Origin of the sequence: Streptomyces sp. NPDC001480 (assembly GCF_042894725.1) — a bacterium.
Classification (GTDB): domain Bacteria; phylum Actinomycetota; class Actinomycetes; order Streptomycetales; family Streptomycetaceae; genus Streptomyces.
This window is the reverse complement of the sequence record NZ_JBIAVX010000006.1, coordinates 131,124-156,936: the sequence shown is the minus strand read 5'-3', so window position 1 is coordinate 156,936 and position 25,813 is coordinate 131,124. Positions and strand designations below refer to the sequence as shown.

The 25,813-nt window shown below is 70.1% G+C and carries 22 protein-coding genes and 3 pseudogenes; 11 read left to right on the top strand and 14 right to left on the bottom strand.

The features are described from left to right. Positions 1–74: 74 nt before the first annotated feature. The 3 genes from ACFY01_RS16195 to ACFY01_RS16185 form a co-directional block, all read right to left on the bottom strand. Entirely contained in the window at positions 75–1,808 is a 1,734-nt protein-coding gene (locus ACFY01_RS16195) for a GAF domain-containing protein (RefSeq protein WP_390736358.1), read from the bottom strand. Between the two features lie 597 nt (positions 1,809–2,405). Next, positions 2,406–3,305, bottom strand: coding sequence for a virginiamycin B lyase (locus ACFY01_RS16190; protein ID WP_390736357.1), 900 nt, complete (start codon positions 3,303–3,305; stop codon positions 2,406–2,408). A gap of 258 nt (positions 3,306–3,563) precedes the next feature. Beyond that, positions 3,564–4,346 (bottom strand): GNAT family N-acetyltransferase, encoded by a 783-nt coding sequence (locus ACFY01_RS16185; RefSeq protein WP_390736356.1) that lies wholly within the window; start codon positions 4,344–4,346, stop codon positions 3,564–3,566. A 164-nt stretch (positions 4,347–4,510) separates the two neighbouring features. Here ACFY01_RS16185 and ACFY01_RS16180 point away from each other — a divergent pair, with 164 nt between their 5' ends. The 3 genes from ACFY01_RS16180 (at position 4,511) to ACFY01_RS16170 (ending at position 6,738) form a co-directional block, all read left to right on the top strand. Then, entirely contained in the window at positions 4,511–4,888 is a 378-nt protein-coding gene (locus ACFY01_RS16180; protein WP_390736355.1) for a hypothetical protein, read from the top strand. Positions 4,889–5,365: 477 nt separating this feature from the next. After that, positions 5,366–5,929, top strand: a complete 564-nt coding sequence (locus ACFY01_RS16175; protein ID WP_390736354.1) for a cysteine hydrolase family protein — start codon at positions 5,366–5,368, stop codon at positions 5,927–5,929. A gap of 95 nt (positions 5,930–6,024) precedes the next feature. Next, on the top strand, positions 6,025–6,738 hold the full coding sequence (locus ACFY01_RS16170) for a class I SAM-dependent methyltransferase (RefSeq protein ID WP_390736353.1): 714 nt from the start codon (positions 6,025–6,027) through the stop codon (positions 6,736–6,738). 45 nt (positions 6,739–6,783) lie between these two features. On the opposite strand, the gene ACFY01_RS16165 is transcribed toward ACFY01_RS16170, so the two are convergent. The 4 genes and pseudogenes from ACFY01_RS16165 to ACFY01_RS16150 form a co-directional block, all read right to left on the bottom strand. Further along, positions 6,784–7,266: an alcohol dehydrogenase catalytic domain-containing protein gene (locus ACFY01_RS16165; protein ID WP_390736352.1), complete on the bottom strand. Its 483-nt coding sequence runs from the start codon at positions 7,264–7,266 to the stop codon at positions 6,784–6,786. Positions 7,267–7,379: 113 nt separating this feature from the next. Further along, positions 7,380–7,923: pseudogene (locus ACFY01_RS16160) on the bottom strand (helix-turn-helix domain-containing protein); the annotation flags it as partial. After that, on the bottom strand, positions 7,883–8,278 hold the full coding sequence (locus ACFY01_RS16155) for a hypothetical protein (RefSeq protein WP_390736351.1): 396 nt from the start codon (positions 8,276–8,278) through the stop codon (positions 7,883–7,885). The gene ACFY01_RS16155 and the pseudogene ACFY01_RS16160, both read right to left, overlap by 41 nt. An 89-nt stretch (positions 8,279–8,367) precedes the next feature. Continuing rightward, positions 8,368–9,246: an alpha/beta fold hydrolase gene (locus ACFY01_RS16150; protein WP_390736350.1), complete on the bottom strand. Its 879-nt coding sequence runs from the start codon at positions 9,244–9,246 to the stop codon at positions 8,368–8,370. A 119-nt stretch (positions 9,247–9,365) separates the two neighbouring features. Here ACFY01_RS16150 and ACFY01_RS16145 point away from each other — a divergent pair, with 119 nt between their 5' ends. Then, positions 9,366–11,303 (top strand): BTAD domain-containing putative transcriptional regulator, encoded by a 1,938-nt coding sequence (locus ACFY01_RS16145; RefSeq protein ID WP_390736349.1) that lies wholly within the window; start codon positions 9,366–9,368, stop codon positions 11,301–11,303. Positions 11,304–11,795: 492 nt separating this feature from the next. Here the strand turns inward: ACFY01_RS16145 and ACFY01_RS16140 are convergent, their stop codons facing one another. Further along, complete coding sequence (locus tag ACFY01_RS16140; RefSeq protein ID WP_390736348.1) at positions 11,796–12,158, bottom strand: winged helix-turn-helix transcriptional regulator; 363 nt, start codon at positions 12,156–12,158, stop codon at positions 11,796–11,798. Between the two features lie 96 nt (positions 12,159–12,254). On the opposite strand from ACFY01_RS16140, the gene ACFY01_RS16135 reads away from it, so the two are divergent. Continuing rightward, complete coding sequence (locus ACFY01_RS16135; protein ID WP_390736347.1) at positions 12,255–13,136, top strand: NAD(P)-dependent oxidoreductase; 882 nt, start codon at positions 12,255–12,257, stop codon at positions 13,134–13,136. A 55-nt stretch (positions 13,137–13,191) separates the two neighbouring features. Here ACFY01_RS16135 and ACFY01_RS16130 read toward each other — a convergent pair whose 3' ends face one another. Beyond that, positions 13,192–13,878 carry a response regulator gene (locus tag ACFY01_RS16130; RefSeq protein WP_390736346.1) on the bottom strand — a complete coding sequence of 229 codons (687 nt, stop codon included), beginning with the start codon at positions 13,876–13,878 and terminating at the stop codon, positions 13,192–13,194. Beyond that, positions 13,875–15,143 (bottom strand): sensor histidine kinase, encoded by a 1,269-nt coding sequence (locus ACFY01_RS16125; protein ID WP_390736345.1) that lies wholly within the window; start codon positions 15,141–15,143, stop codon positions 13,875–13,877. The genes ACFY01_RS16130 and ACFY01_RS16125 overlap by 4 nt, the downstream gene beginning before the upstream one ends. A gap of 132 nt (positions 15,144–15,275) precedes the next feature. On the opposite strand from ACFY01_RS16125, the gene ACFY01_RS16120 reads away from it, so the two are divergent. The 3 genes from ACFY01_RS16120 (at position 15,276) to ACFY01_RS16110 (ending at position 17,328) form a co-directional block, all read left to right on the top strand. Continuing rightward, positions 15,276–15,842: a class I SAM-dependent methyltransferase gene (locus ACFY01_RS16120; RefSeq protein ID WP_390736344.1), complete on the top strand. Its 567-nt coding sequence runs from the start codon at positions 15,276–15,278 to the stop codon at positions 15,840–15,842. Positions 15,843–16,207: 365 nt separating this feature from the next. Further along, the gene (locus ACFY01_RS16115) at positions 16,208–16,492 is read left to right on the top strand and encodes a hypothetical protein (protein ID WP_390736343.1); all 285 of its coding nucleotides are present in this window, start codon (positions 16,208–16,210) and stop codon (positions 16,490–16,492) included. A 230-nt stretch (positions 16,493–16,722) separates the two neighbouring features. Further along, positions 16,723–17,328, top strand: a complete 606-nt coding sequence (locus tag ACFY01_RS16110; protein WP_390736342.1) for a dihydrofolate reductase family protein — start codon at positions 16,723–16,725, stop codon at positions 17,326–17,328. Here the strand turns inward: ACFY01_RS16110 and ACFY01_RS16105 are convergent. After that, positions 17,325–17,429 (bottom strand): annotated as a pseudogene (locus ACFY01_RS16105) (DUF6233 domain-containing protein); the annotation flags it as partial. The gene ACFY01_RS16110 and the pseudogene ACFY01_RS16105 sit on opposite strands and share 4 nt — an antisense overlap. Positions 17,430–18,087: 658 nt before the next feature. On the opposite strand from ACFY01_RS16105, the gene ACFY01_RS16100 reads away from it, so the two are divergent. Then, a complete protein-coding gene (locus tag ACFY01_RS16100; RefSeq protein WP_390736341.1) occupies positions 18,088–18,957 on the top strand; it encodes an SGNH/GDSL hydrolase family protein in 870 nt (289 codons plus the stop codon). 167 nt (positions 18,958–19,124) lie between these two features. On the opposite strand, the gene ACFY01_RS16095 is transcribed toward ACFY01_RS16100, so the two are convergent. Further along, complete coding sequence (locus ACFY01_RS16095; protein WP_390736340.1) at positions 19,125–19,640, bottom strand: hypothetical protein; 516 nt, start codon at positions 19,638–19,640, stop codon at positions 19,125–19,127. 504 nt (positions 19,641–20,144) lie between these two features. On the opposite strand from ACFY01_RS16095, the pseudogene ACFY01_RS16090 reads away from it, so the two are divergent. Further along, positions 20,145–20,309: pseudogene (locus ACFY01_RS16090) on the top strand (IS5/IS1182 family transposase); the annotation flags it as partial. Between the two features lie 9 nt (positions 20,310–20,318). Here the strand turns inward: ACFY01_RS16090 and ACFY01_RS16085 are convergent. After that, entirely contained in the window at positions 20,319–20,762 is a 444-nt protein-coding gene (locus ACFY01_RS16085; RefSeq protein ID WP_390736339.1) for a hypothetical protein, read from the bottom strand. Positions 20,763–21,383: 621 nt separating this feature from the next. On the opposite strand from ACFY01_RS16085, the gene ACFY01_RS16080 reads away from it, so the two are divergent. Continuing rightward, complete coding sequence (locus ACFY01_RS16080) at positions 21,384–22,064, top strand: class I SAM-dependent methyltransferase (protein WP_390736338.1); 681 nt, start codon at positions 21,384–21,386, stop codon at positions 22,062–22,064. Between the two features lie 214 nt (positions 22,065–22,278). Here ACFY01_RS16080 and ACFY01_RS16075 read toward each other — a convergent pair whose 3' ends face one another. Further along, positions 22,279–25,644 (bottom strand): BTAD domain-containing putative transcriptional regulator, encoded by a 3,366-nt coding sequence (locus tag ACFY01_RS16075; RefSeq protein ID WP_390736337.1) that lies wholly within the window; start codon positions 25,642–25,644, stop codon positions 22,279–22,281. Positions 25,645–25,813: the final 169 nt, after the last annotated feature.

The window sequence follows — 25,813 nt, the reverse complement described above, 5'->3', positions numbered from 1 at the left end:
GTGCCCGGTCCCCGCACCGCGGCTGGGAACGGACGGGTCCGTGACGCGCGCAGGTCGAGAATCCACTCGGCCCTTCACCTCACGGGCGTCACCGGCACGGTCCATTCCACGACGGTGCCGGTGGGTTCGTTCGGTGTGACAGTGAAGCTGCCGCCGAGGTCGGTCGCGCGCCGACGGAGGTTCTCCAGACCGCTGCGGCGGGTGACGGCCGGGTCGATGCCTGATCCGTTGTCGGCGACGCGCAGCTGGAGCCGGGTGCCGTCCGTCTCGGCGGTGACCTCGACGGCGGTCGCGTGGGCGTGCCGGGCGGCGTTCGACAGTGTCTCGCGCAGTACCGCCAGCACATGCTCGGCGTGATCGGCGGGTACGTCGGTGTCCAGCAAACCGGTCATACGCAGGGCGGGCGTGAAACCGAGCGCCTCGGCCGCCTGATCGGTCTCGGCGAGCAGCTTGGAGCGCAGTCCGTCGCGCCCGTCGGTGCGGTCGCGCTCGCGCAGCGCGTAGATCGTGCCCCGTACCGTCTTGATCGTGTCATCGAGGTCGTCGACCACCCGCTGGACGCGCTCGGCGACCTCGGGGCGGTCGGAGACGCGGCCGATCACCGAGTTGAGGGTCAGTCCGGAGGCGAACAGCCGCTGAATGGCCAGGTCATGCAGGTCGCGGGCGATCCGGTCCCGGTCGCTGAGTACCAGCAGGTGCTCGGCCTCGCGTCGGTGCTCGGCGATCTTCAGAGCGAGCGCGGCCTGGTCGGCGAAACCGTCGATCATGGTCATGGTGGCTTCGGAGAACTCCGCACCGCCGGGCAGGTTGGCGACCTGCAGTACCCCGCGCACGTGCTCGCCGCCTCCCAGTGGAAGGAGGAATCCGGGCCCCAGGTCGATCTGTGCCGCGGAACCGCCGCCGGCCTGGGGCTCCTGCGACAGCGCACTGCTCGAGATCCGCTGATTGGAGTGGTAGACCTTCGCGGCCAGCGTGGTGGCCGGCAGCACGAGCCCGTGCACCCGCTCCGCGCCCTCACCTTCGGCGGCCTCGATCACCAGCTCGTCGCCCCCGACGAGCGGTACCGCCAGCGTCACCAGGTCCGCCTCGGACAACGCTCTGACGGTGGCCGCGACCTGGTGCAGCACCCGGGTGGGGTCCGTCCCCGACAACAGGCTGCGGGTCAGCTCACTGCTTGCCGCCAGCCTCCGCTCCCGGCGCCGCGTCTCGTCGTACAACCGGGCGTTGTCGATCGCCACACCGGCCGCGGCGGCAAGAGTGCGCAGCACCGCCTCGTCCTCCTCGTCGAACTCCGCCCCACCTCGCTTGTCGGTCAGGTACAAGTTGCCGAACACCTGTTCCCGCACTCGAACCGGCGCTCCCAGGAACGTGGTCATCGGAGGATGCCCCTCGGGAAAGCCCACCGAGGCGGGATGGCGGCCCAGGTCGGCCAGGCGCAGCGGCTCCGGTTCCTTGATCAGCAGCCCGAGGATGCCCTGTCCGTCGGGATAGTGACCGATCGCCCGCACGGTGTCCTCGTCCATGCCCACGGTGATGAACTGCCGGATCCGTCCCTCGTCACCGAGCACTCCCAGGGCCCCGTACCGGGCGTCCACCAGAGCGACCGCGGACTCGGTGATACGCCGCAGCACCACGTCGAGATCCAGGTCGGAGCCGATGGAGAGCACCGCGTCCAGCAGGGTGTGCACCCGGTCCCGGGTCGCACGCACCTGAGTGATCTGCGCCTGCAAGCCCTCCAGCAGCTCATCCAGCCGCAAATGCGGCGCCGCCGGGCCGCCCTTGCGCCCCTCGGCCGGACTCTCCGCCATTCCCGCTCCCTCCGGAAGGCGCCATTGGCACTCCCTCATCATGCCCGCACGGCCCTGCCCGCACTCGAACACACGTGTTAGGCACGACTCGTCGTGGCAGTCAGATCCTATGACTCCCCGACGTCGCTGACCGTGGTGCCGTGTCCGTCCCGGACTGCCGCGCGCCTGGCCCTCACCGGGTTCCGCGACGCGGGAGCCGATCGGTAGTTCCTCGGTGACGACGGTTCCTGTCCGGGACGGCTCGACCGCACAGGCTCCGGGTGCACGGATACAGGGAGCGTGGCGGCGGGCACCCTCGGCGTAAGCGCCTGCCCGGTCCCGACAGATGATCTCCACTGATCTCCACGCCGGGGTGGCGGACCAGCCAGGCGACCAGCGGCCAGGCTTCACGGGTCGGGAACACATCAACCACGCGATGGTCTTCGGTGCGGGTCAAGACGATGGAGTAGGTCTGGCCGCGACAGATCGCGAAGGCGTCCACACCCAGCACCCGCGGCGTGGTGAACCGTGGATCGGGCAACGCCGGATGAACGGCTCGGCGAAGGCCGACGCGCCGAGCAGTCCCTGAGACAGCCGTCGCTGCCGTGATATGCCGTCTCAGTGTGTGACGAGACGCGCGATCGTCCCGATCTCGAGAGCGGTCCACATTGCGCCGTCCGGTCCTTGGGCGATGCCGTGGGGTTCCGAGGACGGGCTGGGGAGATCGTGTTCGTCGATACGGCCGTCGGGGGTGATCCGTCCGATGCGGTTGGTTCCCCACTCTGTGAACCAGCAGTTCCCGTCGGCGCCGGCGGCGATGGCGTGCGGGCGTGACGCGGGGTCGGGCAGGGCGAATTCGTTGATCTTCCCGTCGGGGGTGATCCGTCCGATCTGGCCGGTTCCGATCTCGACGAACCACAGGGCTCCATCGGCACCCGCTGTGATGCCGACGGGCGCGCTGGCAGGTGTTGGCAACAAATGGACGGTGATGGCGCCGTCGCTTCCGATGGCACCGATCGCGTTCGCCTGATTCATCGTGAACCACAGCCGGTCGTCCGGGCCGGCGGCGATGGCTGACGGGAAGGCTCCCGCGATCGGAAGAGGGAACTCGGTGACGTGACCGTCGGTCGTGATGCGGCCGATGCGGTCGGCGCTGGCCTCGGTGAACCACAGTGCGTCATCAGGGCCCGCCACGATCCCGAACGGCCCCGCATCCGAAGTCGGCAGCGGGAACGAGGCGATGTCTCCGGCCGTGGTGATGCGGCCGATGCGGTGGCTGCGGAACTCGGTGAACCACAGTGCGTCATCGGGCCCCGCTGCGATGATCGACGGCCCGCTGGAAGCCGGTTCAAGCTGGTAGAAAGTCCTGTCGCCGTCGGGTGTGATCCGGCCGATCCGTCCGTGGTGGACCATGGTGAACCACAATGCGCCATCTGGGCCGGCGGCGATTCCATAGGGTCCGGCCTCGCGGTCGGAAACGGAGAACTCCCTGATGGAAACGGTCAGACGATGCGGCATGGGCAGGTTCCTTGGATGGTGGACGGAAGAAGTGCGATTGCGGATGCTAGCCCCGCAGCGGCCTCCACACCCTTGGATATTCCGGCTGCACGGCTGCACGGCTGCACGGCTGCGGGCCGGCGCATGCGGCGTCCGATCGAGGAAGGACCAGGGCAGGTCAGGTCGTGACGAGGCGGATACGAGAACGGCCTCAGGAAGGAATCGACGGCGAGCCGTTGACGGTTGCCGGGGAGAAGGGGGAGTGCCGGAACTGGGGCGTCAGTTCCTTGTACCGGCGAGCCTGCCCGATCTGTGCGCCGTAGGCGGCCGTCTCGTTCGCCTTCCGAGCCGCCTTGTCGGCCTCGAGGGAGGCCTTTCCACGCGGCGAAGGCGGTTGCCCGCACAACTGCGCCAACCGTGGATACCTTCCGCTGCACTTTGATTCAGACCGGTACCGAGTCCTACCGCTTCCAGACCACCCCGCCCAGGAGAACCTCTTCCCAGCCCCGATGTGAGAGCACTTACGGCCCGGCCGAGCAGCGCGCGCTGGGCCGCATGGTGAATGACGGCGGAGGCGAGACCTCGGCGACGGAAGTCAGGATGGGTCGCGACGTTCTGGTACCGCGCCAGCCCCGAGCCGTCGGCGAACAGGCCGGCTCCGGCACACAGGCGGCCTTCGACGAAGGCACCGCTCCAGCTTCCGTGACCGGTCTCGCATAGACGGCGGTGGCCCGCGACCTGCCGCTCGACGAAGTGCCGACCGTCGCTGCTCGACGGCGGCCCGTAGCAGGCGAAGTGCAGGTCCAGCGCCTGGTGCCAATCGTCGTCCCCGGTCAGCACGCGGATACCAGGCCGGAGACGCCGTCCACGCCAAACCCGGTACTTCGCCTCCGGGAACTCCGCCGCGAACAGCGCCGACCATCGGGACGCGTCACCTCGCTGAGGCGGAGCCTCGAATAAAAAGGTTTCAGTGCTGGGGTAGCTCCGCTCACAAGGGAGGCCAGGCTGGACTCGGCACACCCTCGGACAGGTATCCCAGGCCCCCTTGTTTCTCCAGGTCATCGAGGGTGGAACCGTTCCACCGCTGCAGGTGGGGCGGCGGCTGTTGCCTCAGGCCTACGAGGCATGGAGGCTATGGCTGTCGCACCGGCTGAAGCGGCCGACCGTCCGGCAGCGCCACGACACCCCGACTCCGTCCACTGGGGCACCCGTTCATGGAGGTTTTGATGAAGTCCGTTGTCCGCAAGGTTTCAAGCTTCGCGGGGGTGAGCGTGGCTGTTGCGGCCATGTCCATGACCGGTGCATCCGCAGCCCACGCGGAGCCACCCACCCAAGGCTGCCCGTACCCGTACGTCTGCTTCTACGTGGACGGCAACGCCTTGAACGCGGGCACTCCGATGTCGAAGTACCGGGACGTCACCAGCGCCTATCAGGCGGTGACGCCGCGGCCGCACTACGGGGTCCTGAACACCCGGAATGACGACGTGGTGTATCTGCGGCTCCAGAGCGGCGGCTCGATCTGCCTCGAGCCGAACAGTGAAACTGTGTTCACCGACTCCTACAGGGTCAACGGAATAAAGATCTCCAGCAGCTCCACCTGCTGAAACCGCTGTAACGGCCGGCGGGCGCTCGCGAGCGCCCGCCGGGCGACGGGCAGCGCTCCATGAGGACCGTCAGCGGCCCGCTGTGCCGCCGCTGAAGGCCCCCGGATGTTGCTGCGGAACACTGTCGCCGCCTCCACGCCGGCGAGGCGATCCAAGACCCGACCGGCCCCTGCACCTGCACGGACCCGCCAGGTACGAAGAGGTTCGCCGATCCCCGGCTCTGCGCAGCCATCGTCGACCGTCTCACCTGCAATGGCACGACCATCGAGACAGGCACGGACTCCTGTCGTCTCGCCTTGACCCGAGCCCGAGCCCGAGCCCGAGCCCGAGCCCGAGCCGAGCAACTGGCTTCATGGAACTGACACCGGTCGTGGGCGTACTGCGGCGTGACGCTGCGAGGATCTCCGAAACCTTCGCCGCAGCTCGGTTGATCCACCAGACTTGTTCCTGTTTCCCAGCGGAGAAGGGACACCAGGCATGGCGAACAGCGCACTTCTGGTGATGGACGTCCAACGGGACGTCGTGGCCATCGCCGACGACGGTTCCGGATATCTGCCGCGCTTGCGCAGGGCGATCGACGGAGCCCGGGCCGCCGACATCCCCGTGATCTACGTGGTGATCGGGTTACGGCCAGGCGATCCAGAAGTCAGCCCCCGCAACAAGGTGATGACAAACATCGTGCGGGCCGGCCTGTTCACCGAGGGTGCCCCTGGCACCGAGATCCATGACGACGTCGCGCCCCAGCAGGGCGACGTCGTGGTCACCAAGAGGAGGGGGAGCGCGTTCTCGGGCAGCGACCTCGACTTGGTGCTCAGGGCTCGCGATATCGACAGCCTTGTTCTCACCGGCATCGCCACCAGCGCTGTGGTGCTGTCCACCCTGTGGCACGCCATCGACCTGGACTTCGGCCTCACCGTCCTGGCGGATGCCTGCCTCGACACCGACCCCGAGGTGCACCGGATGCTCACCGAGAAGCTGTTCCCGCAGTGGGCCGATGTGGTCGCCGTCGAGGACTGGATCAAAGCCATCGCACCGCGATAGCGGGAGGCCCTCCGGGCTCTGATAGAACAAAGGAAACCGCTGAGCGAGTGTTTTTGATCCCTCTCTTCGGGCGACTGGTCCCCTAGCGTGTAGGGGTGGCCAACGCGAAATCGGACGAACGTAGGGAGCGGATCCGGGAGGTTCGTCGTCGGCTCGCGCAGGAAGGGCCGACGTGGACGCGGGACCGCGAGGCGGACTTCGAGACAGTCACGGTGCCCGAACCTGATTGCGACCGACTGCGTGACTTGTTGATCTCCGAGGGCGTGCAGACGGTTGTCGAGGTCGGTCTTGCCTACGCCAGTTCCGCGCTGGCGATCGGTGAGGCGCTCGTTACAGTCGACCTGCCGCGTCCCCGGCACATCGTCATCGACCCGTTTCAAGAACGTGACTGGTCCAATGTTGGCTGGGACCTGCTGCGCTCCTCGGGACTGGACGCGATCGCCTCGCTCATGCCGGCTCCTTCGTCGATCGCTCTTCCGCAACTCCTCACCGAAGGTCTTGTGGCCGACGCGGCATTCGTGGACGGCAGTCACCGGTTCCATGAAGTCTTCGTCGATCTGTACTTCTTGCGCAAGATCGTCCGGCCTGGCGGGCTGATCGTTATGGACGACGCCGGGGTACCGTCAGTGCTGACCGCTGTGCGCTACTACGAGCAAAACCTGGGGTGGACGGTGGTTCCCGGTGCCTTCCCTGGTGACACTCCGACGACGGTTGCTGATGCCCTGACCGCACCAGCGGCCCGCTGCAAGGCAATGCGCTTGCCTGATCCGCCGTTCGAGCCGCCCTTTGAGGAGTTCCACGCCTTCTAGCCTTCTGAGTCAGCCGCCTGGTCATGAGGGTGATGAGTGACCAGTTCAGGTGGGCCTCGGAATGCCCAGGGTGCGTTCGACGCGCACCCGCTGGCCGGCAGTCAGCTTGGCGTGATCGAAGAGGGCCTGCCAGGCGGTGAGCCCGACCAGCGGCAGCCCGCCCGCATCGGCCAGCGGGATGCTCGCGGGCGCCGCCGTCAGCAGGGCGGCCGGTGCGAGCACGTACTCCGCCGCCGCGCCGGGGCCGGTCATCGGCAGGAAGCCGACAACCTGGTCACCCGCCCTGACCCTGTCCGCGCCCTCGCCCAGCGCGTCGACCGTGCCCGCGACGTCGATGCCGGGGGTGTGCGGCAGGGGCACCGGGATGGGGCCCTGCATGAAGCCCGCGCGGATGTTGCCGTCGACCGGGTTGAACGACGTCGCGGCCACCCGGATCCGGACCTCCCCGGCCGCGGGGAGCGGCTGTTCCACGTCCTCGTAACGCAGGACGTCCGGAGTACCGTACTCATGGAAACGCACTGCTTTCATGATAAATAGCACCTTTCATGGCAGAGGATGCTTCGAATTTGAAGCATCGTGAGACCGGGCACTGCTCGGCTTCGAGACAGTGCCTTGAGGTGTGTGAGGGACGACAGCCGCTGGACGGAGGTCAGTAGCTGAAGCTTGCCGTGGCTCGGGGAACCGGGCACGGCGGTGAACACCAGCAGCGTCTGACACTGCTCCGGATCCAACAGGATCGGGGCGTGCAACTCCAGGATCTCGCCGGCCCTCCCTGTGGGATCCGCCGTGTACGCGTCCCAGATCTCCGCGGCAAAGACCCTGCCCCGCCATGCCCGAGTACTGGGTGCAGTCACCGAGCAGGGCGCCGCCGGGCGCGTCTGCAGCAACGCCTCGCCGAGCCGTGACAGCACGATCGCGAGGACGTCCGAGAGGCCGGTGACGATCACGCTCGCTCTGGTTGAGACGCAGCGCCCGGGCGAGCGCGACGAGCATCCGCTCCGACGGCGCCGGACCCCGCTGCTGCCCGATTCGGCTGTAGTAGTCGGCCGACATCCCGGCCAGCGCCGCCACCTCCTCGCGCCGCAGCCCGCCGGTGCGGCGCCGCTGCCCTCGGGGAAGCCCGACATCCTCCGGCTGCAACGCCTCACGACGCGCTCGGAGGAAATCCGCAAACGTAGGCGTCACCGCCCTGGTCGTGCGGTTCCCGCAGGGCTTCCGCACCTCGCAGCCCGACGTACAGCCTGATGTGGTCGTGCTCCTGCGTACCGACTGCCTGGGTGCTCAGGGGTGAGGAGGCCCATGGTTCGTTGACGGCGGTGTCCTGCGGGGTCACCGAGCGCATCGTCCCCTGGAAGCCGTCGACCGTGGAAGCGGTGAATTCCTGCAGGGAGTACCGCTCTTGGTACCGGTCTCCCATGCGGTCGTTCCAGGTGTCGATGAACGCCTGCCACGTTCGCCGAGCGGTGCCGGGGGAGCCGGTGTCGGCGGTGAACGTGCCCACCTTGTCGCTCGGTCCAGGGAAACGCGGTCCGCTGCTCATGTGTCCTCCGCGCCGATGAACATGTCGCTGGAATCCCAGCTGGTGTCGCAAACGTCCCGTGGCCCAGCCGACGAGTCGGGAACAGAGGCTCAGCGGGCCAGCAGGTCCTGGATCGCCGCTGTGATCTCGTCGGGTGCCTCCTCGGCCATGAAGTGCCCCGCTCGGGTCAGCCGGTGGTCCAGGTCCGGCGCCCACGTCTTCCACACCCCGGCAGCGTCGTAGCCCAGTTGCGCGCCCCAGTCCTGCTGGACGACCGTCACGGGCATGGCCAGCTGCGATCCGGCGTCCAGGTCCGCCTGGTCGTGTACGACGTCGATGCCCGCCGACGCCCGGTAGTCCGCGACGATCGACGTCACTGCCGAGGCGCTCGCCCGCAGGTATTCGGCACGCACCTCCTCGGGCATGGCGGTCGGGTCGTTGGCCCAGGCGTCGAGGAACGAACCGAAGAACGCGTCCGCACTGCCTGCGATCATCGCCTCCGGCAGGCCCGGCGGCTGCGCCATCAGGAAGAGGTGGTAGCCGACCGCCGCCGAAGCGCCATGCAGGACGTTCCACATGTCGAGCGTCGGCACGATGTCGAGGATGCCCAGGTGCGTGATGGTTTCAGGGTGGTCCAACCCCGCCCGGAAGGCGACCAGGGCGCCCCGATCGTGGCCGATGAGGGCAAAGCGCTCGTGGCCGAGCGCCGCCGCCAGGGTCACGACGTCAGCGGCCATGGTGCGCTTGGCGTACACATCGGGGTCGGTGGCCGTCGGCTTGCCGCTGGCGCCGTAGCCCCGCAGGTCAGGACAGATTACGGTGTGCTCGTCGGCGAGCCGCTCGGCCACATGACGCCACATCAGATGGGTCTGGGGAAATCCGTGCAACAGCACGACCGGGCTGCCGCTGCCTCCGACGGCGGCAGCCAGCTCCACACCGCCCGCACCGGGCAGGCGGATGTGAGCGAAGCCGGGAATGGTGAGCGACATGAGGGACCATCCTTTCGGGTCGGGGACGTGACCACGTGACCGGATCAGCTTGGGCGACGGCGATCAGCAGCCGATCAGTACGGTTGGGCACAGCCGGCCCTGGCACGGAGGATGGGCGCATGCGAATCGACGTGCTCGGTGCGGTGCGGGCCCTCCGTGACGACGGCAGCCCGGTTGACCTGGGCGGACCCCGCCATCGTGAGGTACTCGCCCGGCTCGTCGCCGCCGAGGGACGGATGGTCACCACCGACACCTTTGTCGATGACCTGTGGACCGATCCGCCGGCCCGCGCCGTGGGCGCTCTGCGTACGTTCGTCGCAGCGCTGCGCCGCGCCCTCGAACCCGACCGACAGCCCCGCGATCCACCGCGCGTCATCGTCACCGAAGGTCCCGGTTATGCGCTGCGCCTGCCGCGCGAGGACGTGGACGCCCATCGGTTCCAGGACATCCTGGCCCGAACCCGCCGCGACCCCGACGCGGTGACCGACCTCGGCGCGGCACTCGCGACCTGGCGCGGACCCGCCTATGCCGATGTGACCGGCTCCGCATGGGCGCAGCGCGAGCGGACCCGGCTGGAGGAGATGAGGTTGGAGGGAGTGGAACTGCGCGCCCGCATCCTCCTCGACTCAGGGGAAGGGGCCGACCTCGTCGCCGAACTGGGCGCCCACGTCGCCGAACAGCCGTGGCGCGAGCCGGCCTGGGGGCTGCTTGCCCGCGCGCTGTACCGCGCGGGCCGCCAGGCCGACGCGCTGGCGACCCTCCGCCGCGCCCGCGCGATGCTCGTTGACCAACTCGGACTCGACCCCGGCGCCGGCCTTCAGCGCCTGGAGACGGACATCCTCAACGGGTCCGCGCTCCCCGAAGGAGCACGTACCACGTGGACCGGCCACGGTGTCCGGCTCGGCCCGCGCACCACCGTGGATCTGGCCCGCACCCTCGCACTGGCGGGTGGCGACGCCCTCGTCCACTCGCGGCGCGACCGCCTCGCCGCCATCCATGCGGCGGAACGCACGGGAGACCTTTCCCTGACCGCCCGGATCATCGGCGCCTACGACGTGCCCGCCCTCTGGAGCCGGGCCGACGACCCCGAGCAGTCCCGCGCCGTTGTCGCTGCTGCCGAGCGCACGCTCACCGCGCTCGGCTCGGACGGCCCCGCCGACCTGTCCGCCCGCCTCCTGGCCACGATCGCCACCGAGAGCCGCAGCGCCGATCTGTCCGGGAGCGAGCTGAAGCGCGCGCAGCAGGCGGCGAGTCAAGCCGAGGTGCTGGCACGGAACCTGGCCGATCCTGCCCTGCTGGCCTTCGCCCTCAACGGGGTGTTCCTGCAGTCCTTCACCCGCCCCGGGCTCGCGGCGGCACGAGACAGGACCGGCGCCGAGATCCTCGACCTGGCCACCCGGCACGAGCTGCCGAACTTCGCCGTACTCGGCCGACTCGTCCGCCTGCAATCCGCCTCGGCCCTCGGCGACCTCCACGCCGCGAGCTCGCACGCCCATGCGGCCGACCAGCTCGCCGCCACCACCGAAGCGCCCCTTGTCTCCGTCCTCACCGGGTGGTTCAGGGCCCGGGTCACGGCCGCCCGCAGCACCGAACCCGGCGGACCGACCGCCGCCACGGCCGCAGCGCACTACCGCGCTGCCGAAGACGCCCTCCGGACGGCCGGAATGCCAGGGCTGCACCGCGGCCTGTTCCCGCTCGCCCTACTGGGACTGCGCCTGCTGCACGACCGGCCCGCGCCCACCGACCCGCACCTCGACTGGGGCCCGTACCGACCCTGGGCGCGACCCCTCGTGCTCCTCGCCCAGGACCGGGGCGAGGAGGCCCGAACCGCCCTCGCCGCAGTGCCCGAACCACCGCGTGACCACATGCAGGAGGCCATGTGGTGCCTGACCGCCCGCGCCGCCGTACGCCTCGGCGAGCGTAAAATCGCCGCGCACGCTGCGGCTGCCCTGCGCGATGCCTGCGCAGAACACGCCGGTGCCGCCAGCGGAATGCTGACCCTGGGCCCGGTGGCCCGGTACCTGGCAGAGGCGGAGGCATGCGCCGGAGCGGGGTAAGCGCCCCAAATCCGCGAACCCCGAGCCCGTCCGCGCGCGCCGCTCCCGGACCACGACGCCGACCGCGAGCCGCCTGCCGACCCGACGGGGCCACTCCTGCCGCTGGAGCCGGGGAGTGGGACATCCCGCGCGTGCCGCTGCGCCACGACCGCGCCGTCATCGAGGACGCCGAGGTCTTCAACGACAAACTGCGCGAGCCGATGGGGCATCGGCAGAGGAAAAGGCAAGGAGCACACTCTCCTTGCCTCTCTCAACTTATAGCGCGCCGGGGGCTTGCGGCAAGGCCCGGGTCGCGGCGCAGAATCGTCGGCCGAGGCCACAAGCTGCGGAAATGGAGTCACGACGTGTGTGTGTTGCTGTCGACGTACGGGGGCGCGGTGACGTCGGACTCTCGACAGAGGAGGTGCCGGTCATTCGATCGGCCACTGCAGTTGAACGGAGCACGGCTGCACCGGAGGTATCGCGACAGCATCAGAACAGCCACGACAGACCCTAGCCCGCCTTCTCCTCCAGCCCTCGGGTGGTCGGCCGCTCGCGGCCCCAGGCGGCCAGCGGCTGGAGTGCGTCGTTGAGGCGCATGCCGTCCGCGGTCAGTGAGTACTCGACGCGGGGCGGCACCTCGTCATAGGAGACGCGGCGCACGACGCCGTCCGCTTCCAGCTCACGCAGGTGAGAGGCCAACACCTTCTCGGTGATCCCCGGAAGCAGTCTGCGCAGCTCGCCGAAGCGCCGGTAGGGGTGCTCGTGGAGCGCCCAGAGGATCAGCACCTTCCACTTGCCACCGATCACCTCCATCGCGGCGTCGATCCCGCAGACGTGTCCGTCTGGTGCGCCCGGCCGGTTCAGAGTCGTCATGCCTCACCCTTCTGACGTGCTCGCTCACCCCGGGGTAACCACCCACTACCAAGTGCGTACTTGATCACCTCCGGACCTGAGACCAGCCTAATCGGCATGACACAGACCAATGTTGAGAAGACTCCCGTCACGGTGCTGGGCCTCGGCGCGATGGGCACCGCGCTGGCCCGGCCCTGGCTTGCCGCCGGTCACCCACTCACCGTCTGGAACCGCACCCCAGCCCGAGCCGCGGTACTCGCCGCCGACGGCGCAAGGCTCGCCGACACCGCCGCTGAGGCGGTCGCAGCGAACACCCTGATCGTCGTCTGTCTGTTGGACGACACCTCGGTGGACGAGGTGCTGACCGGAGCCGACCTGGCCGACAAGGACCTGGTCAACCTGACCACCAGCACCCCCGCCCAGGCCCGCGCCCGCGCCGAGTGGGCCCGCGAGCGCGGCGCCCGCTACCTGGACGGCGGGATCATGGCCGTCCCTCCGATGATCGGCGTCCCGGAAGCCGGCGGCTACGTCTTCTACAGCGGCTCGCGGCAGCTGTTCGAGCGACACCAGGAGACCCTGAGCGTCCCGGCCGGCACCACCTACGTCGGCGAGGACGCGGGCTTCGCAGCCCTGCACGACGTGGCCCTGCTCAGCGCCATGTACGGGATGTTCGCCGGTGCCGCGCACGCCTTCGCCCTGATCCGCAAGGAGGACATCGACCCCGCGTCGTTCGCCCCGCTGCTGGCCGACTGGCTCGTCGCGATGGCCCCGGCAGTTCACCAGACCGCCGACCATCTGCGGAGCGGCGACTACACCAAGGGCGTCGTCTCCAACCTCGCCATGCAGGTGGCCGGCACACCGACCTTCCTGAGCACCGCCGAGCAGCAGGACGTAAGCCCCGTACTGCTCAGCCCCTATTTCGAGCTGATGCGCCGCCGCCTGGCCGAGGGCAGCGGCGAGGAGGATCTGACGGGCGTGATCGACCTGCTGGTGCGTTGACCAGCCACTTGCCGCCGCGGCGATGCGGGCGGCCCGGCAGGGTGCCTGTCGCTGTTCAGTCCCCGGCCCGTATCAGCCCGCTCTCGTAGGCGAAGATCACCGCGTGGATACGGTCGCGGAGACCGAGTTTGGTCAGGATGCGGCCGAGGTGGGTCTTGACGGTCGTCTCTCCCACGAAAAGGCGGTCGGCGATCTCGCCGTTGGTCAGTCCCCCGGCGACCAGGGCGAGGACTTCCCGTTCCCGGTCGGTGAGCGCGGCCAGACGGCTGCGCTGGGCGGGCACGGACGCGGGGGCTTGCCGGACGAAGCGGTCGACCAGGCGCCGGGTGAGTGAGGGCGCCACCATGACCTCGCCCCGCAGCACCGCCCGGACGGTCACCAGGATCTCCTCGGCGGGGGCGTCCTTGACGAGGAAGCCGTTCGCGCCGGCGCGCAGGGCCGCGTAGGCGTACTCGTCAAGGTCGAAGGTCGTGACGACAAGGATCCGGGGCCCGTTCGGCTGCGCGCACAGGTGTTCGGTCGCGGCGAGTCCGTCCAGGCCGGGCATGCGTACGTCCATCAGAACGAGGTCCGGCTCCAGGGCGGCCACGCCCGTGATCGCCGCATCCCCGTCGGCGGCCTCGCCCACGACGGTGAGGTCGGGCTGGCTGTCGATGACCATGCGCAGTCCCATCCGGATGAGCTCTTGGTCGTCGCAGATCAGGACCCGCGACGACGACGGGGTGGGGGTCTGGCCGGTCATGAGGTCGCCGTGGTGGGCTCGGGCTCGGCGGGGCGCAGGATCGCGGTGACCCGGTAGCCCCCGTCGGGTGTGGGCCCGGCGTCGACGCTCCCGCCGTACAGGGCGGTGCGTTCGCGCATGCCGGTGAGTCCGTGACCGCGGGACAGCAGTGGGCTGGGGTGCTCAGGGCCGGCCTCCGCTCCGGCTGAGTTCTCCACCCGGACGCGGACCAGCCGCCCCGGCCCCTCGGTGCCCGTGTCCAGCCGTACATGGATCGTGGCATCCGGTGGCGCGTGCTTGACGACGTTGGTGAGCGCCTCCTGCACGATGCGGTACGTCTGCGCGGTGAGATCCGCCGGAAGACCGCCCCGTTCTCCACGCAGATCCAGCCGGGTGCGCGTGCCGCTCGTGTTGAGGCGAGCGACCAGCCGCCGAATATCGGCCGAAAGGGACTCACCGGCCCCACCACGATCCGGCCCGGAGCCGGGGCCACCGGGTGGGGCGTCGGCCTCGGGGGTGCGCAGCACCTCAAGCAGCCGGCGCAGTTCGTCCAGGGCCTCGCGGCCGGTCGCGCTGATGACCCCGAGAGTGCGGTCGACGACCGCGGGGTCGGTGTGCCGCATCAGCCTGCCGCCCTCGGCGTTCAGCACCATCACGCTCACGCTGTGCGCGAGGACGTCGTGGATCTCGCGGGCGATGCGGGCCCGCTCCTCGGCGACGGCGACCCGGGCCAGGGCGAGGCGCTCCGAGTCGGCGAGCGCGGCCCGTCGCTCGAACTCGGCGACGTAGGCGCGGCGGGCACGGACATACTCGCCGAACACCCAGGCCCCGGCCCACAGGAACCCCACGGCGAGCGGGGTGAGCCAGGCACCGCGGGCACCCGGACCCCCGTAGTCCCGCTGCCAGGCGGGAACCCACAGCACAACGCAGCCTGCGGTACAGACCACCGCCGCCGCGGCGGCCCTACGCAGGCCACGCACCGTGAGGGTGGCCAGGACCGCGGCCACGGCGACGGCGCCTTGTCCCGGTTCCTGTCCCCACACCTGTCCGAGGTACTGCGCCCAGAACGCACCCGTCACCAGGGACGCGACGAGGACCGGTCGGCGGCGACGCCACAGCAGGGGCAGCACCAGGGCGGCGTAGACGCCCGCCTGTACCCAGACGGGCCGCCAGCCCGGTTGCGGGCGGATCACCGGGGGCACGGCCACCAGCACGAGCAGCAGGACGTCCGTCAGCCACGGATGTTCGCGCCGCAGGCGGGGCAGGGTCTCGATCAGCCGTTGCACCGCCTCACGCTACGACCGGGGCCCGCTCCCCGGCATCGTCCTGGTGGGCGTCACCGGGTCCTCCCGCAGTCGTACGGACACCGGCCGGGGATACGACGTGCGGCCACCCGGGGCGCTTCCACCATGGCCGCCATGTCGATCACCACCGAGTTCCTCAGACGGCCCCTCATGACCGGTGCCGTGGCGGCCAGTTCACGGCGGCTGGCGTACGCGATGACCGAGGGCATCGGCCTGGAGAGAGCCCGGCTCGTCGCCGAGCTAGGCCCGGGGACCGGGGTGTTCACCGACGCGATCCTCGCCCGCCTCGCACCCGACGCACGGCTCGTCGCGGTCGAGCTCAACCCGGTGCTCGCCGCCCGGCTGTCGGCCACCCGGCGCGACAGCCGGCTGACCGTGGTCCAGGGTTCGGCCGCCGGGCTGGCCGACGCGGTGGGCGAACCGGTCGACGCGGTGGTCTCCGGGCTGCCGTGGACGGTCATGCCGCGGGACCGGCGCGGGCACATCCTGGACGTCGTGACCGAAGTCCTCGCGCCCGGCGGCCGGTTCACCACCTTCGCCTATCTGCACGCGGCCTGGACCCCGCCCGCCCGCCACTTCACCGCCGAACTCGCCTGCCGCTTCGTCCGGCTGGAGCGCTCGAAAGCCGTGTGGGCGAACCTCCCGCCCGCCTTCGTACACCGAGCCGCCCGGAGGCCATGACCGTAAGCAGGCCCATGAGAGCGAGGACCAGCGCCAGGGGGGAGACCATCAGCACGGGACGGTGCGGAGGCTGCCGGTCCAACGCGCCGGCCGGGGCTCCCTGGCAGATCGCGCGCGCCCGAGACGAGGAGAGCCCTGCGGCACAGAAGCCGATACCTCTATCAGCTCGGCCAATCGTTGGAGATCCGGTTGTTGCCGTCGGGACCCCGTTTTCCTGCCCAGTTGCGGTTCAGGGGCAACGGCGAGGACGTCATCGCAGGGGCGGTCTACGAGGGCGGCCGTGGGCTGTTCGCGGCTGATGTGCTGCCTGCTGGCCGGCCCAGCCTCCTGCGGGCGACCGGCGAGGCGCGCCGTCTGGAGCTGGCATGGTCTCCGTTGCCGAACCACCACTCGACATCATCGACGCCCGCGGCCCAGGCATCCATGAGTCGCTCAATCGCGCGACTGACCGCTTCTTTCAGCTCAGCGAACGCCTCCGGAATCAGCTGACCCGGACCAGCTGCCTGAACGCACGGGTTCTCGCCGTGTTCAACAATCTCGAAGTGGCCGTCATCGGCCACCCGCAGCACGTCACCAGCCGCGCATCCGAGTACCATGCCCGGACTTCCCGCGAGTTCGAACAGGTCCGACTCCACCGCACGGGCCGGTAGTACCTCATGGACCGGGCGCCCAGACGCAGCCTGACCAGCAAGAAGTCGTATATGTGTACCAGTCGGCGGCTGAGGATCGAGCGTGATGCGGTGATCGTCCCACAAGCCTCTGACCGTCGCCCCAGGGTCATCCAAGATCCGAACGAGAGGCCATAGTGCTGCGCCGTGAAAGTTCCGCCGATGAGTTTCCGGTGGTCGTGTGGTCTACAGATCGACGAAGGGAGCGCACCATGCGCAAGATCATCGTTTGCACGTTCCTGACGCTGGACGGCGTCATGCAGGCACCAGGCGGTCCGGACGAGGACGCTGAGAGCGGCTTCGAGCACGGCGGCTGGCAGAAACCGGTGACCGACGACGAGGTCGGCACGGCCATCGCCGGTTGGTACGAGCACTCCGACGCGATGCTGCTCGGCCGCAAGACGTACGAGATCTTCGCGTCGTACTGGCCGACCGCCGATCCCGACAACCCGTTCACCCATCGGATGAACAGCATGCACAAGTACGTAGCGTCTCGGACCCTGACGTGCGTCGAGTGGCAGAACTCCACGCTGCTGGAGGGCGACATCGCCGATGCCGTACGCAAGCTGAAGGCGTCCGACGGCGGCAACATCAACGTCGTGGGCAGTGGCGACCTCGCCCAGACCCTCATGCGGTACGACCTCGTCGACGAGTACCGGCTGACCATCCATCCGGTGATCATCGGCACCGGCAAGCGGCTGTTCGCCGACGGCGCGATCCCCACTGCGCTGAGGCCGGTCAGCGTCTCGACGACGAAGGGCGGCACCATCGTCGGCGTCTACCGGCCGAACGGAAAGCCCAGCTACGACAGCTACTAGCCGAGGATGCCGAGTGCCGTGTCCGGTCGGCAGTGGGCGCAGACTGGCACCCGCTGGCGCAGTGCCCCCACTCTCGCCGTGACGGTGGTGGTCTGGCGGCCGTCAGTTCCGGCCGGATCGGGGTGGGTGGCGAGGCGTCAACGGCTTGGCCGTGGGATGTGTTGCCCCCATCGGTCGGCAGAGCCGGACTGCGGACAGGTGGATCTTGCTGGTCAGCCCGGCGTGGGACCGCGTGAGCAGGTCGCCTCCAGCGAGGCCGCGCGGCGGTCCGCCGCAGGACAGAGAGTTGCTGGGGGGCGCCTGGTACGGGTCCAGGGCGCGGCGGTCATGGGGGCGGTGCCGACCGCGCTGAGGAGAGCGGAATGGCTAGGACGCCGCGTCTGCGACTGTTGCCGGCTGCGGGGCGTCGCGCGGTTCGCCTCGCCAGGCGGCCGGTGTTTCCTTCCGGACGGCCGCAGGGCAGTCAGGACCGCCGCGTGGACGTCGGGACCGGCCCGGTCGGCCAGGCCGGACACGGCCGGCCCGGCGGATGCCGGGATTGCCGTCTTTCAGTGCCACCAGCAAGGCAAGGCCTTGGGGCTGCCCTGTCCGGGTAGCCGCCGAGGCCTTCCATGACGCCGTGGCGAATCAGGTACGGCATCCGTCATCGGCGGTCGTCACTTTCACCGATGCCGCGGTCCGCCGTGCGGCGGCACGCCGGCTCGGACATGCTCATAGCGAGGCAGGATCACGACTCGCGCGTCCCGATCGGAGGCGTTCTTGAAGACAACCCTGCGCGTAGCTCTGGCCACTGTTCTGGCCGCTGGTGCGGCATCGGCCACGGGACCAGTCACGGCCACGTCGGCCGCGGTCGAACCATTGCGGTACGTCGCGCTCGGCGATTCCTTCGCGGCCACACCGCTGGTACCGCCCGTCGACCCGACCGACCTGGCGTGCCTGCGTTCCCTGGCCGACTACCCGCACATCGCGGCCCAGGCCCTCGCCGCGAAGCTCACCGATGTCAGCTGCTCCGGCGCCACTGCCAAGCATCTGAGCACCGCGCAGCACCCGGGAACGGCACCCCAGTACGACTCACTGACACCGGACACCGACATCGTCAGCGTCACCATCGGCGGCAACGACACCGACCTCTTCAGCGAAGCGCTGGGCTGCGTCAACATGTTGCCCCAGCCACACGGCACCAGCTGCGCGGAAGAGGACACCGCCGGCGGCACCGACAAGGTCAGGGCCCGCATCGACGCCTGGGCCCCGGCCTTCAGCGCCGTCCTGGATGAAATCGCCCGGCGGGCGCCGCACGCCGAAGTCTTCGTCGTCGGCTACGGCAACTACCTCCGCACCCACGGCTGCTATCCCACTCAGCCCTTCTGGAAGCAGGACGCCACCTACATCCAAAGCGCGGTCAACCACCTCAGCGACGTACTGAAGCAGGCGGCTGAAGAACATGGCGCCGCCTTCGTCGACACCTACACCCTCGGCACCGGTCACGACATCTGTGCCGCCCCTGCCGACCGCTACATCGAGGGCCTCGTCCCCACCCGTGCGGCCGCGCCTCTTCATCCCAACGCACCGGGCGCACGAGCTATCGGCGAGGCCCTCGCTGCGGCCGTCCGCACGACGTCGGGGGGGTGACGACACCGCCCGTCTCACCCGGATTTCCGCGAGCCGATCGTGCCTCCAGTCAAGTCGCGGAGGCGCGGCGGCGGGGCACCGACCCGGGGGCCGGAATGGGCGCCTCGGCATCTGCGAGCGCCCTTCGGGCTGGCAGCGGTTGGTGCCCGGCTGCCGCGGAGGTCGGGTCACGCGTTCCTGGCGCGCTGCAGGGTCGCGCGCACGTCCTCTTGGAACCGCAGGCGTCGTACGAGCACACGCCGGTACCTGATCGGGAACCAGAATGTGGATCGGACTCCCGTGCGGTGTTCGATATCGACCATCACCGCTGTGTCCAGCCTGGGAAGCTGCCCGACCAGGAGCGGGAGGACCCAACCCCACGTGCGCGAGTCGATCGCGTTCCCATAGACCAGAGCGGCGCACCGGTTGGTTCCCAGCTTTTCCCGCAGGGCGCCGGCGAAAGAGCGGGTGGACCGTGGACCGTCCCAGTCGACGTGCTTACTCAGTTCGCCGGAGTCCATCTGCACCACGACGTCATCGTCGCCGTCGTGGAGTGTGATCCACTGCAGCCGGACGCCCCTGCGACGGGTCCATGCTCTGGGGGCGACCCGCACGACCGCCTCGAGAATGCGGATGTAGTCCGCGCGCACGTGAGCTGGAAGAGAGCTGAGTTCGGCCAGGATCGCCTCGCCCTGCGCTGTCATGGACGCCCCCCGACGTGGTGTGATCTTGCTGGCTGGCAGGGTAACGCAGCCCGGTCCCGGCAGCGCATCGTGAGGAATGCGTGTGACGATCCAACCGGCAGTCATCCGGGTAGGGCCTGGTCCCGCAGACCGAAGCTCCCGCGCAGTGGCCCGACGGGCTCTCCCGCTCGGTCTGACCCACTCAATCCTCCCCATGACCGGCGGATAGAGATGCAACACGGCAACTGACCGGGGGATCGGGGCGCGCACTCGTGAGTTCCGTTCCGCTGCACTCCACGGGCCGTTGGGCGACCTCCTGTCCACCTCCGCGAGCCTCGAGTTCTGGCGCCGACAGAGGCCCCTGGGGTGCGCCGGTCCGAGTACGCCCCTGCGCTCGCTCGCCCCGGCCGGCGAGGGCGGCGCGGGAGGCGCCGCGGGCGCGCAGCAGCCGGGTCTCGCCGGTGCGTTCGGCGGCGAGCAACCGGGCCACGAGCAGTAGCGCGCAGGCCGCGAGCAGGGCGAGCTGGAGGGCGACGATCACGCTGGGTCATCGAGCGCACCATGTCGTGGCTGTCCGGCTACCGCCGACTCGGCCCCCGCCATGAGCGAAACCCCCGCAACTACCTGGCCTTTCTCGGACTCGCCGCCGCACTGTGCTGCGACAAGCGACTCATCCGTCTCACCACGTAGGACACGGTCTCAAGGCCTACGCAGCAGTTCTTCCAGGGCCGCACGGGTTTCGGCTATCTGCTTCTTCCAGGCCACGCCGCGCAGGGTGGCGAAGTCCCATGCGACCACGGGTTCGGCGCCGCTCACGCAGTATCCGTAGACCGAGGATGCGACGTCCTCGGTGAGGAGGTGGTCGTAGTGGAACGACCCCTCGAAGCCGGCCCAGGCCACAGCCCGGCCGTCCGCGCACAGGCGGCGCAGGGTCTCGCACATGTAAGTGGACAGGGTGAGAGAAGTGTCGCGGAAGGTGAGGTCGTACGACATGAGGCCCTGCGACGCGATCGCTGCCGGCTGCTCCTTCAGCATGAAAGGGTGCACCTCGTCGGGAACGAGTCCGGCGAGCTGGAACGCCTCCGACGGCAGAGGTTCGTTGCCCGCACCGATGACGAATACGGTCACCGTGGCGGGACCCATGAGGCAGAGTCCTTCCTGTACCTCGTTCACAGGGATCCCTTCTGTGCTTTTCCCGGCCTGGCTTCTTCATCCTCGCAGGGAGAACGACACGGGCCCGCCTCGCTGAGCGGGACTGAGGGCCGTACGGCGCCGGGCGTGCGGCCAGGCAGATCAAACTGCCGCCGCCGGCGAGATTCCTCTCGTGGGGAGCAACAGCATGCGTTCCGCCAGGCGGAGGAACATCTCGGCATCTCTCACCATGTCCTGCGCATCCCGTAGTGACACTGCTCCTGGCATGTGTGAGTCACCCAGTCGAACATCCACAGCGCCATCCGCGTCTCCGGCTGGACCGCCACTGTCCGCCCCCGACCTCCTACACCAACCCCCTCGAAGCCACGACCTGCGTCGGCAGCATCACCCTCTCGGACGCCCGCAGCGCGATCTAGAAGAACTGGACCACGGCCCTGCAGGTCACCGGAACGGCTGACGCCGCCCCGATGCCGGGGCATCCGGACCACGCGTGTCGGATGTCCCGGCATCGGGGCGCGGCCACGCTGCGAGTACGGAGGCGGCGCGCGACGCCGTTTGCCGGAACGGCAACAGGAATGGAAAGACCCGGATGCGGTAGGCGACGGTGGGCCCATGACCGACAACATCGCAGCAGGATCGCCCACGTCCGACATTCCCTCGCCTGCCGACGGATACGTCGGAGACCCCGCAGTGCGGGCGGAGTGGGACAAGCGGTACGCCGAGCGGCCACAGTTGTGGAGCGGCCGGCCCAATGGCGTGCTCGTGGCCGAGGTTGCCGGGCTCACGCCGGGGCGGGTGCTCGACGTCGGCTGCGGCGAGGGCGCGGACGCGGTCTGGCTGGCGCGCGGCGGCTGGGACGTGACCGCGCTCGAGGTCTCGGGCGTGGCGCTGGAGCGGGCGGCCGGGCACGCGAGGGACGCCGGTCTCGACGTTCGCTGGGTACACGCCGCACTCACCGAGGCGGTGCTCCCGCCGGCCTCCTTCGACCTGGTGTCCGCGCAGTACCCGGCCTTGCTGCGCACCCCCGACGCTGCGGCCGAGCGAGCGCTGCTCGCGGCCGTCGCGCCCGGCGGCGTGCTGCTGCTCGTACACCACGCGGGAATGGACACCCAGCAGGCGCACGACAGCGGCTTCGACCCGGCTGACTACGTCTGGCCCTCGATGGTCGCCGATCTTCTCAGCGACGACTGGCAGGTCGATGTGAACGAGCAACGGCCACGCGTGGCACCCGGCGATGGCGCCGGCGCGCATCACACCGACGACTTGGTGCTGCGCGTGCGCCGGCTGCGCTGAGTCCTCTTGGAACTGAGCAGTGGCTGACCTTCGATGGCAGATGGTGAGGGCTCGCTGTAACAGGTCAGTCGGGCTCAACCGTCGCTCTGAGACGTGCCCGCGTGCAGCAGAAGGGCAGCACGGCGGTCATCTGTCCACCGCGGTCACCGGTCGCCACGCGATAGCGAGTGTTGCTCGGATGCTCGTCGGGCGAGGCTCGTCAGTCCAACGAGCTTCAGCGCGCCAGGGTGCGCCGCCGCTCCCGCTCCGCGGCCAGTCGTGCGGCCGCCCGTCCTGCCTCGGCGATGCGGTGCGGTGAGTTCCAGGCGCGCGCGACGCGTTCGGCCAGTGCGTAATTGTCGGCCGCGGCCTGGTCTTCCCCGAGAAACCGGTAGAGATCGGCGAGGGTGTGGGCGAGGGGGCGGGTCGCGTAGGCGGCGCCGGCTGTCCCGGCGAACTGGCCGCGGATGGGCAGCAGATGCTCGATCAGCATGGCCGCCGTGTCCGTGTCGCCGAGCAGGACGGCGAGTTCGCAGCGGTAGTCCAGTTCGACCCCGTAGAGGTGGTCGGTCACCGGTCGCGGTGGATGGGACACCGTTGCCGCCTCCTCCAACCGTCCCAGGCGGGCCAGGACGAGGGCGTGAGCCACCGCGACGGGGGTGCCGACCGCCGCGTAGAGGTCGCGTACGACCGGTTCGATGTCGCCGGCCCGCTCCTGGGCGAGACGGATGGTGATCAGGCCCAGCGTGCGCGGGCCCGTGGCGTGGTGCACCTTGACGCGCTGCAACAGATCGTCGGCGGCGGCGTAGCGGGCCTCTGCCTCGTCGAAGCGGCCGGCGACCGTGGCGAGCATGGCTGAGGTCGCGGCGGCGATGCCCTGTGCCCACAGCATGTGGTAGCGGCGCGCCAGTTCCAGGGCTTCGGTGTTGTGCCGGCGCAGGCCGTCGGGATCGTTGCGGGTCGCGGCGGTCATGCCGTCGAGGTGCTCGCACACCCAGCGGTACGCCGGGAGGTCGTGCGTCTGCGCCAACTGCCGCAGTTCGGCGACGAGCGGGGTACGAACGGCACCCTGCGTCTCGTGCGGCAGCAGCTTGGCGGAGGTCATCAACGCCGAGGCCAGCAGGCGGGGTTCGCCGTCGGCTCGGGCCAGTGCCAGTTGAGCGTCCGCCACCTCGGCGGCTCGCGGTGCCGCCTCGGCGGCCACGGCGTCGACGAGGACCTGCAAGACCCGGGCGCGCGTCGCGTCGTCGAGCGTGTGGTCGCCGCCGAGCCGTTCCAGCCGGGCCAGGGCGGTGCGGTCGAAGAAGCCCTCCAGCCGGCTCCGCCAGGGTGAGGGCTCGGTCCAGGCGCCGTAGACCGTGGCGACCAGGTCGTCCCGGCCGGCCCGCACCGCGAGGTCGACCGCTCGCTGCCGGGTGTGCCGCGCGGCGTCCGTCGACCCGGCCCGCACCTGTGCTCCCAGCAGTCGCACCAGAAGGGCCACCGTGTCGTGCGGGTCGGCGTCGCGGTCGGACGCGGCCGCCAGGTGGACCTCGAGAGCCTGCTCGATCAGCTCGACGGCCACGTCGTGTGCGTACCGTCGCTCGGCCAACTCGGCTGCCCGCAGCGCGTAGTCGACGGCCAGGGGCGCGTTGGCCGTTCTGCCGGAGCGGGCGAAGTGGAACGCGAGGGCCGCGAGATCCTGCGGGCGGCGGCGCCGCAGTCCTTGCGCGATGCGGTCGTGCAGACGGGCTCGCCGTACCCCGGACAGGTCGGTGTACACGGTGTCACGGACCAGCGCGTGCACGAAGCGGACCCGTCCCAGGCCGGGCTCCGTCAGCAGATCCGCGGCCACCGCGGCGTCGAGTCCTTCCAGTGTCGCGTCCTCGTCGGTGTCGGCCACGTCGACGAGGAGGGAGACCTCCGCCTCCAGCCCCGCGACGGCCGCCAACTGCACCGCCGAACGGGCCTGTGCCGGCAGCAGGGCCAGCCGCCTGCGCAGCACGTCGCGTACGCCCTGGGGCACTTCGGACACCGCCACCAGGGCGCCCTCGCTGACCAGCAGGCGTGCGCTCTCGAGGACGTAGAACGGATTGCCTCCGGTGCGTTCGGCGAGCGCCGTCACCGTGGCCTCGTCGACGGCTTCGCCGCAGACGGCGGTGACCACGGTGGCGACGTCCTGGGGCGAGAGGCCGCCGAGCCCGATGCGTCGCGGGGCGCCGGGAGCGAGGTGGGCGAGGGTCTTGACGAGATCCTCGCCCACCTCGGCCGGACGGTAAGTGGCGACAGTGAGGAGGGGGACGTCAGTGATCTGCGCGGCCGCCTCAAGGAGGGCCAGGGTCTCGCTGTCGGCGCGGTGCAGGTCCTCCAGGAGGATGGCGAGCGGTCGTCCGGCGGCCGCGGCCCGCAGCCAGGCGGCGAAGGCGCGGTGCATACGGAAGCGTCCCGCGGCGGCCTCGTCGCGCGTCGTGGCGGACGCGGTCTCCGGCTCGTGCAGCAGGGCGGCGAGCTCCTCGGGGTGTGCCGGCGGCGCGGAACGGGCGAGGGAACCGAGTGCCTCCACCCAGGCCCAGGCGGGCGGCGCCCCCTCGTACTCGGGGCAGCACCCGATCACCACGGTCCACCCTGCCGCCTCCAGCCGCCCCACGAGCCGGCCGAGCAGCGCCGACTTCCCCGCTCCGGCCTCGCCGGTGATCAGAACCACACCGCCCGCTCGCCGGGCGGCCCGCGCAGCGGCTTCCACGGCGTCGACTTCGGCCTCCCGGCCGACGAAAAGGCCGGCCTCGTCCGCGTGCTCGTCCCCGGGCCCATCGACGGGAGCGGGCCCCGGCAGGGCGAGAGCGAGTGCGGTACCCGGCACGGTCGCCCGTAGCACGTCGAGCCGCTGGGCCAGGACGGCGTGTTCCAGTTCGGCCAGGGCAGGACCGGGATCGCAGCCCAGTTCCTCCCGCAGCACCTCGGTGGCGCGGCGTAGACAGGACAGCGCGTCGCCCTGGCGGCCGCAGGCCCACTGGGCGAGAGCGAGCAGCCGCCAGCCCTCCTCCCGCAACGGGGCCTGCCGCACGAGGACTTCGGCCGCCAGCACCGCCTCGGCCGCGTGCCCGGTGCGGAGGTCGGCCGCCACGGCCAACTCTCGTGCCTGTGCGCACAGTTCGGTCAGCCGTGTCACCTCGGACGTGGCCCACGACTCGTCCCGGTGCTCCAGGAAGGCCGGGCCCTGCCACCACCCGAGCGCCTCCGCCAGCAGCTCCCGCGCCCTGTCGGGTGGGGCACTCCGGGCCCGGGCCACCTGGACCTCGAACCGCCAGGCATCCACCGACTCGGCGGGCAGCCGCACGGCGTAGCCCGGCGGTGAGGTGACCAGGACGGCCGCAGGAGTGCGCGGGAGCCGCTCCGGCTCCAGCAGGCGGCGCAGGTTCGACACATAGGCGTGCAGCGACACGGTGGCCTTGGCCGGAGGGACACCGCGCCACAACTCGTCGACCATGCGGTCGACGGGCACCACCCCTTGGCGGGCCGCGAGCAGCAGGGCGAGAACGGCCCGCTGCCGCGGAGCCCCCAGTTCGACCGGCTTCCCCGCGACTTCGGCGCTCAGAGAACCCAGGACTCGAATACGCAGCACGCCGCGCGAATCTACCCGAGCGGTGATGCCAGAGCGTCAACAGACGCTAAACACCCTGGTCGGCACGCTCCCAAGTGCGGTCCCAAGCAGACGCCAAGACGGCTGCGGAACCGTGATCGCGTCCCACAGGCACCTCATTGTTGGAGCAAGCAGGCGTGTCCCGCAGTAC

What these genes read in the sequence shown, in the direction of transcription:
- ACFY01_RS16080 (WP_390736338.1), top strand. Translation starts at nt 21,384, where the DNA reads ATGACCGACAACATCGCAGCAGGATCGCCCACGTCCGACATTCCCTCG.
- ACFY01_RS16180 (WP_390736355.1), top strand. Translation starts at nt 4,511, where the DNA reads ATGAAGTCCGTTGTCCGCAAGGTTTCAAGCTTCGCGGGGGTGAGCGTG.
- ACFY01_RS16130 (WP_390736346.1), bottom strand. Translation starts at nt 13,878, where the DNA reads ATGACCGGCCAGACCCCCACCCCGTCGTCGTCGCGGGTCCTGATCTGC.
- ACFY01_RS16175 (WP_390736354.1), top strand. Translation starts at nt 5,366, where the DNA reads ATGGCGAACAGCGCACTTCTGGTGATGGACGTCCAACGGGACGTCGTG.
- ACFY01_RS16120 (WP_390736344.1), top strand. Translation starts at nt 15,276, where the DNA reads ATGTCGATCACCACCGAGTTCCTCAGACGGCCCCTCATGACCGGTGCC.
- ACFY01_RS16095 (WP_390736340.1), bottom strand. Translation starts at nt 19,640, where the DNA reads ATGACAGCGCAGGGCGAGGCGATCCTGGCCGAACTCAGCTCTCTTCCA.
- ACFY01_RS16195 (WP_390736358.1), bottom strand. Translation starts at nt 1,808, where the DNA reads ATGGCGGAGAGTCCGGCCGAGGGGCGCAAGGGCGGCCCGGCGGCGCCG.
- ACFY01_RS16165 (WP_390736352.1), bottom strand. Translation starts at nt 7,266, where the DNA reads ATGAAAGCAGTGCGTTTCCATGAGTACGGTACTCCGGACGTCCTGCGT.
- ACFY01_RS16145 (WP_390736349.1), top strand. Translation starts at nt 9,366, where the DNA reads ATGCGAATCGACGTGCTCGGTGCGGTGCGGGCCCTCCGTGACGACGGC.
- ACFY01_RS16155 (WP_390736351.1), bottom strand. Translation starts at nt 8,278, where the DNA reads ATGAGCAGCGGACCGCGTTTCCCTGGACCGAGCGACAAGGTGGGCACG.
- ACFY01_RS16150 (WP_390736350.1), bottom strand. Translation starts at nt 9,246, where the DNA reads ATGTCGCTCACCATTCCCGGCTTCGCTCACATCCGCCTGCCCGGTGCG.
- ACFY01_RS16185 (WP_390736356.1), bottom strand. Translation starts at nt 4,346, where the DNA reads ATGACCTGGAGAAACAAGGGGGCCTGGGATACCTGTCCGAGGGTGTGC.
- ACFY01_RS16110 (WP_390736342.1), top strand. Translation starts at nt 16,723, where the DNA reads ATGCGCAAGATCATCGTTTGCACGTTCCTGACGCTGGACGGCGTCATG.
- ACFY01_RS16115 (WP_390736343.1), top strand. Translation starts at nt 16,208, where the DNA reads ATGGTCTCCGTTGCCGAACCACCACTCGACATCATCGACGCCCGCGGC.
- ACFY01_RS16140 (WP_390736348.1), bottom strand. Translation starts at nt 12,158, where the DNA reads ATGACGACTCTGAACCGGCCGGGCGCACCAGACGGACACGTCTGCGGG.
- ACFY01_RS16085 (WP_390736339.1), bottom strand. Translation starts at nt 20,762, where the DNA reads ATGGGTCCCGCCACGGTGACCGTATTCGTCATCGGTGCGGGCAACGAA.
- ACFY01_RS16190 (WP_390736357.1), bottom strand. Translation starts at nt 3,305, where the DNA reads ATGCCGCATCGTCTGACCGTTTCCATCAGGGAGTTCTCCGTTTCCGAC.
- ACFY01_RS16135 (WP_390736347.1), top strand. Translation starts at nt 12,255, where the DNA reads ATGACACAGACCAATGTTGAGAAGACTCCCGTCACGGTGCTGGGCCTC.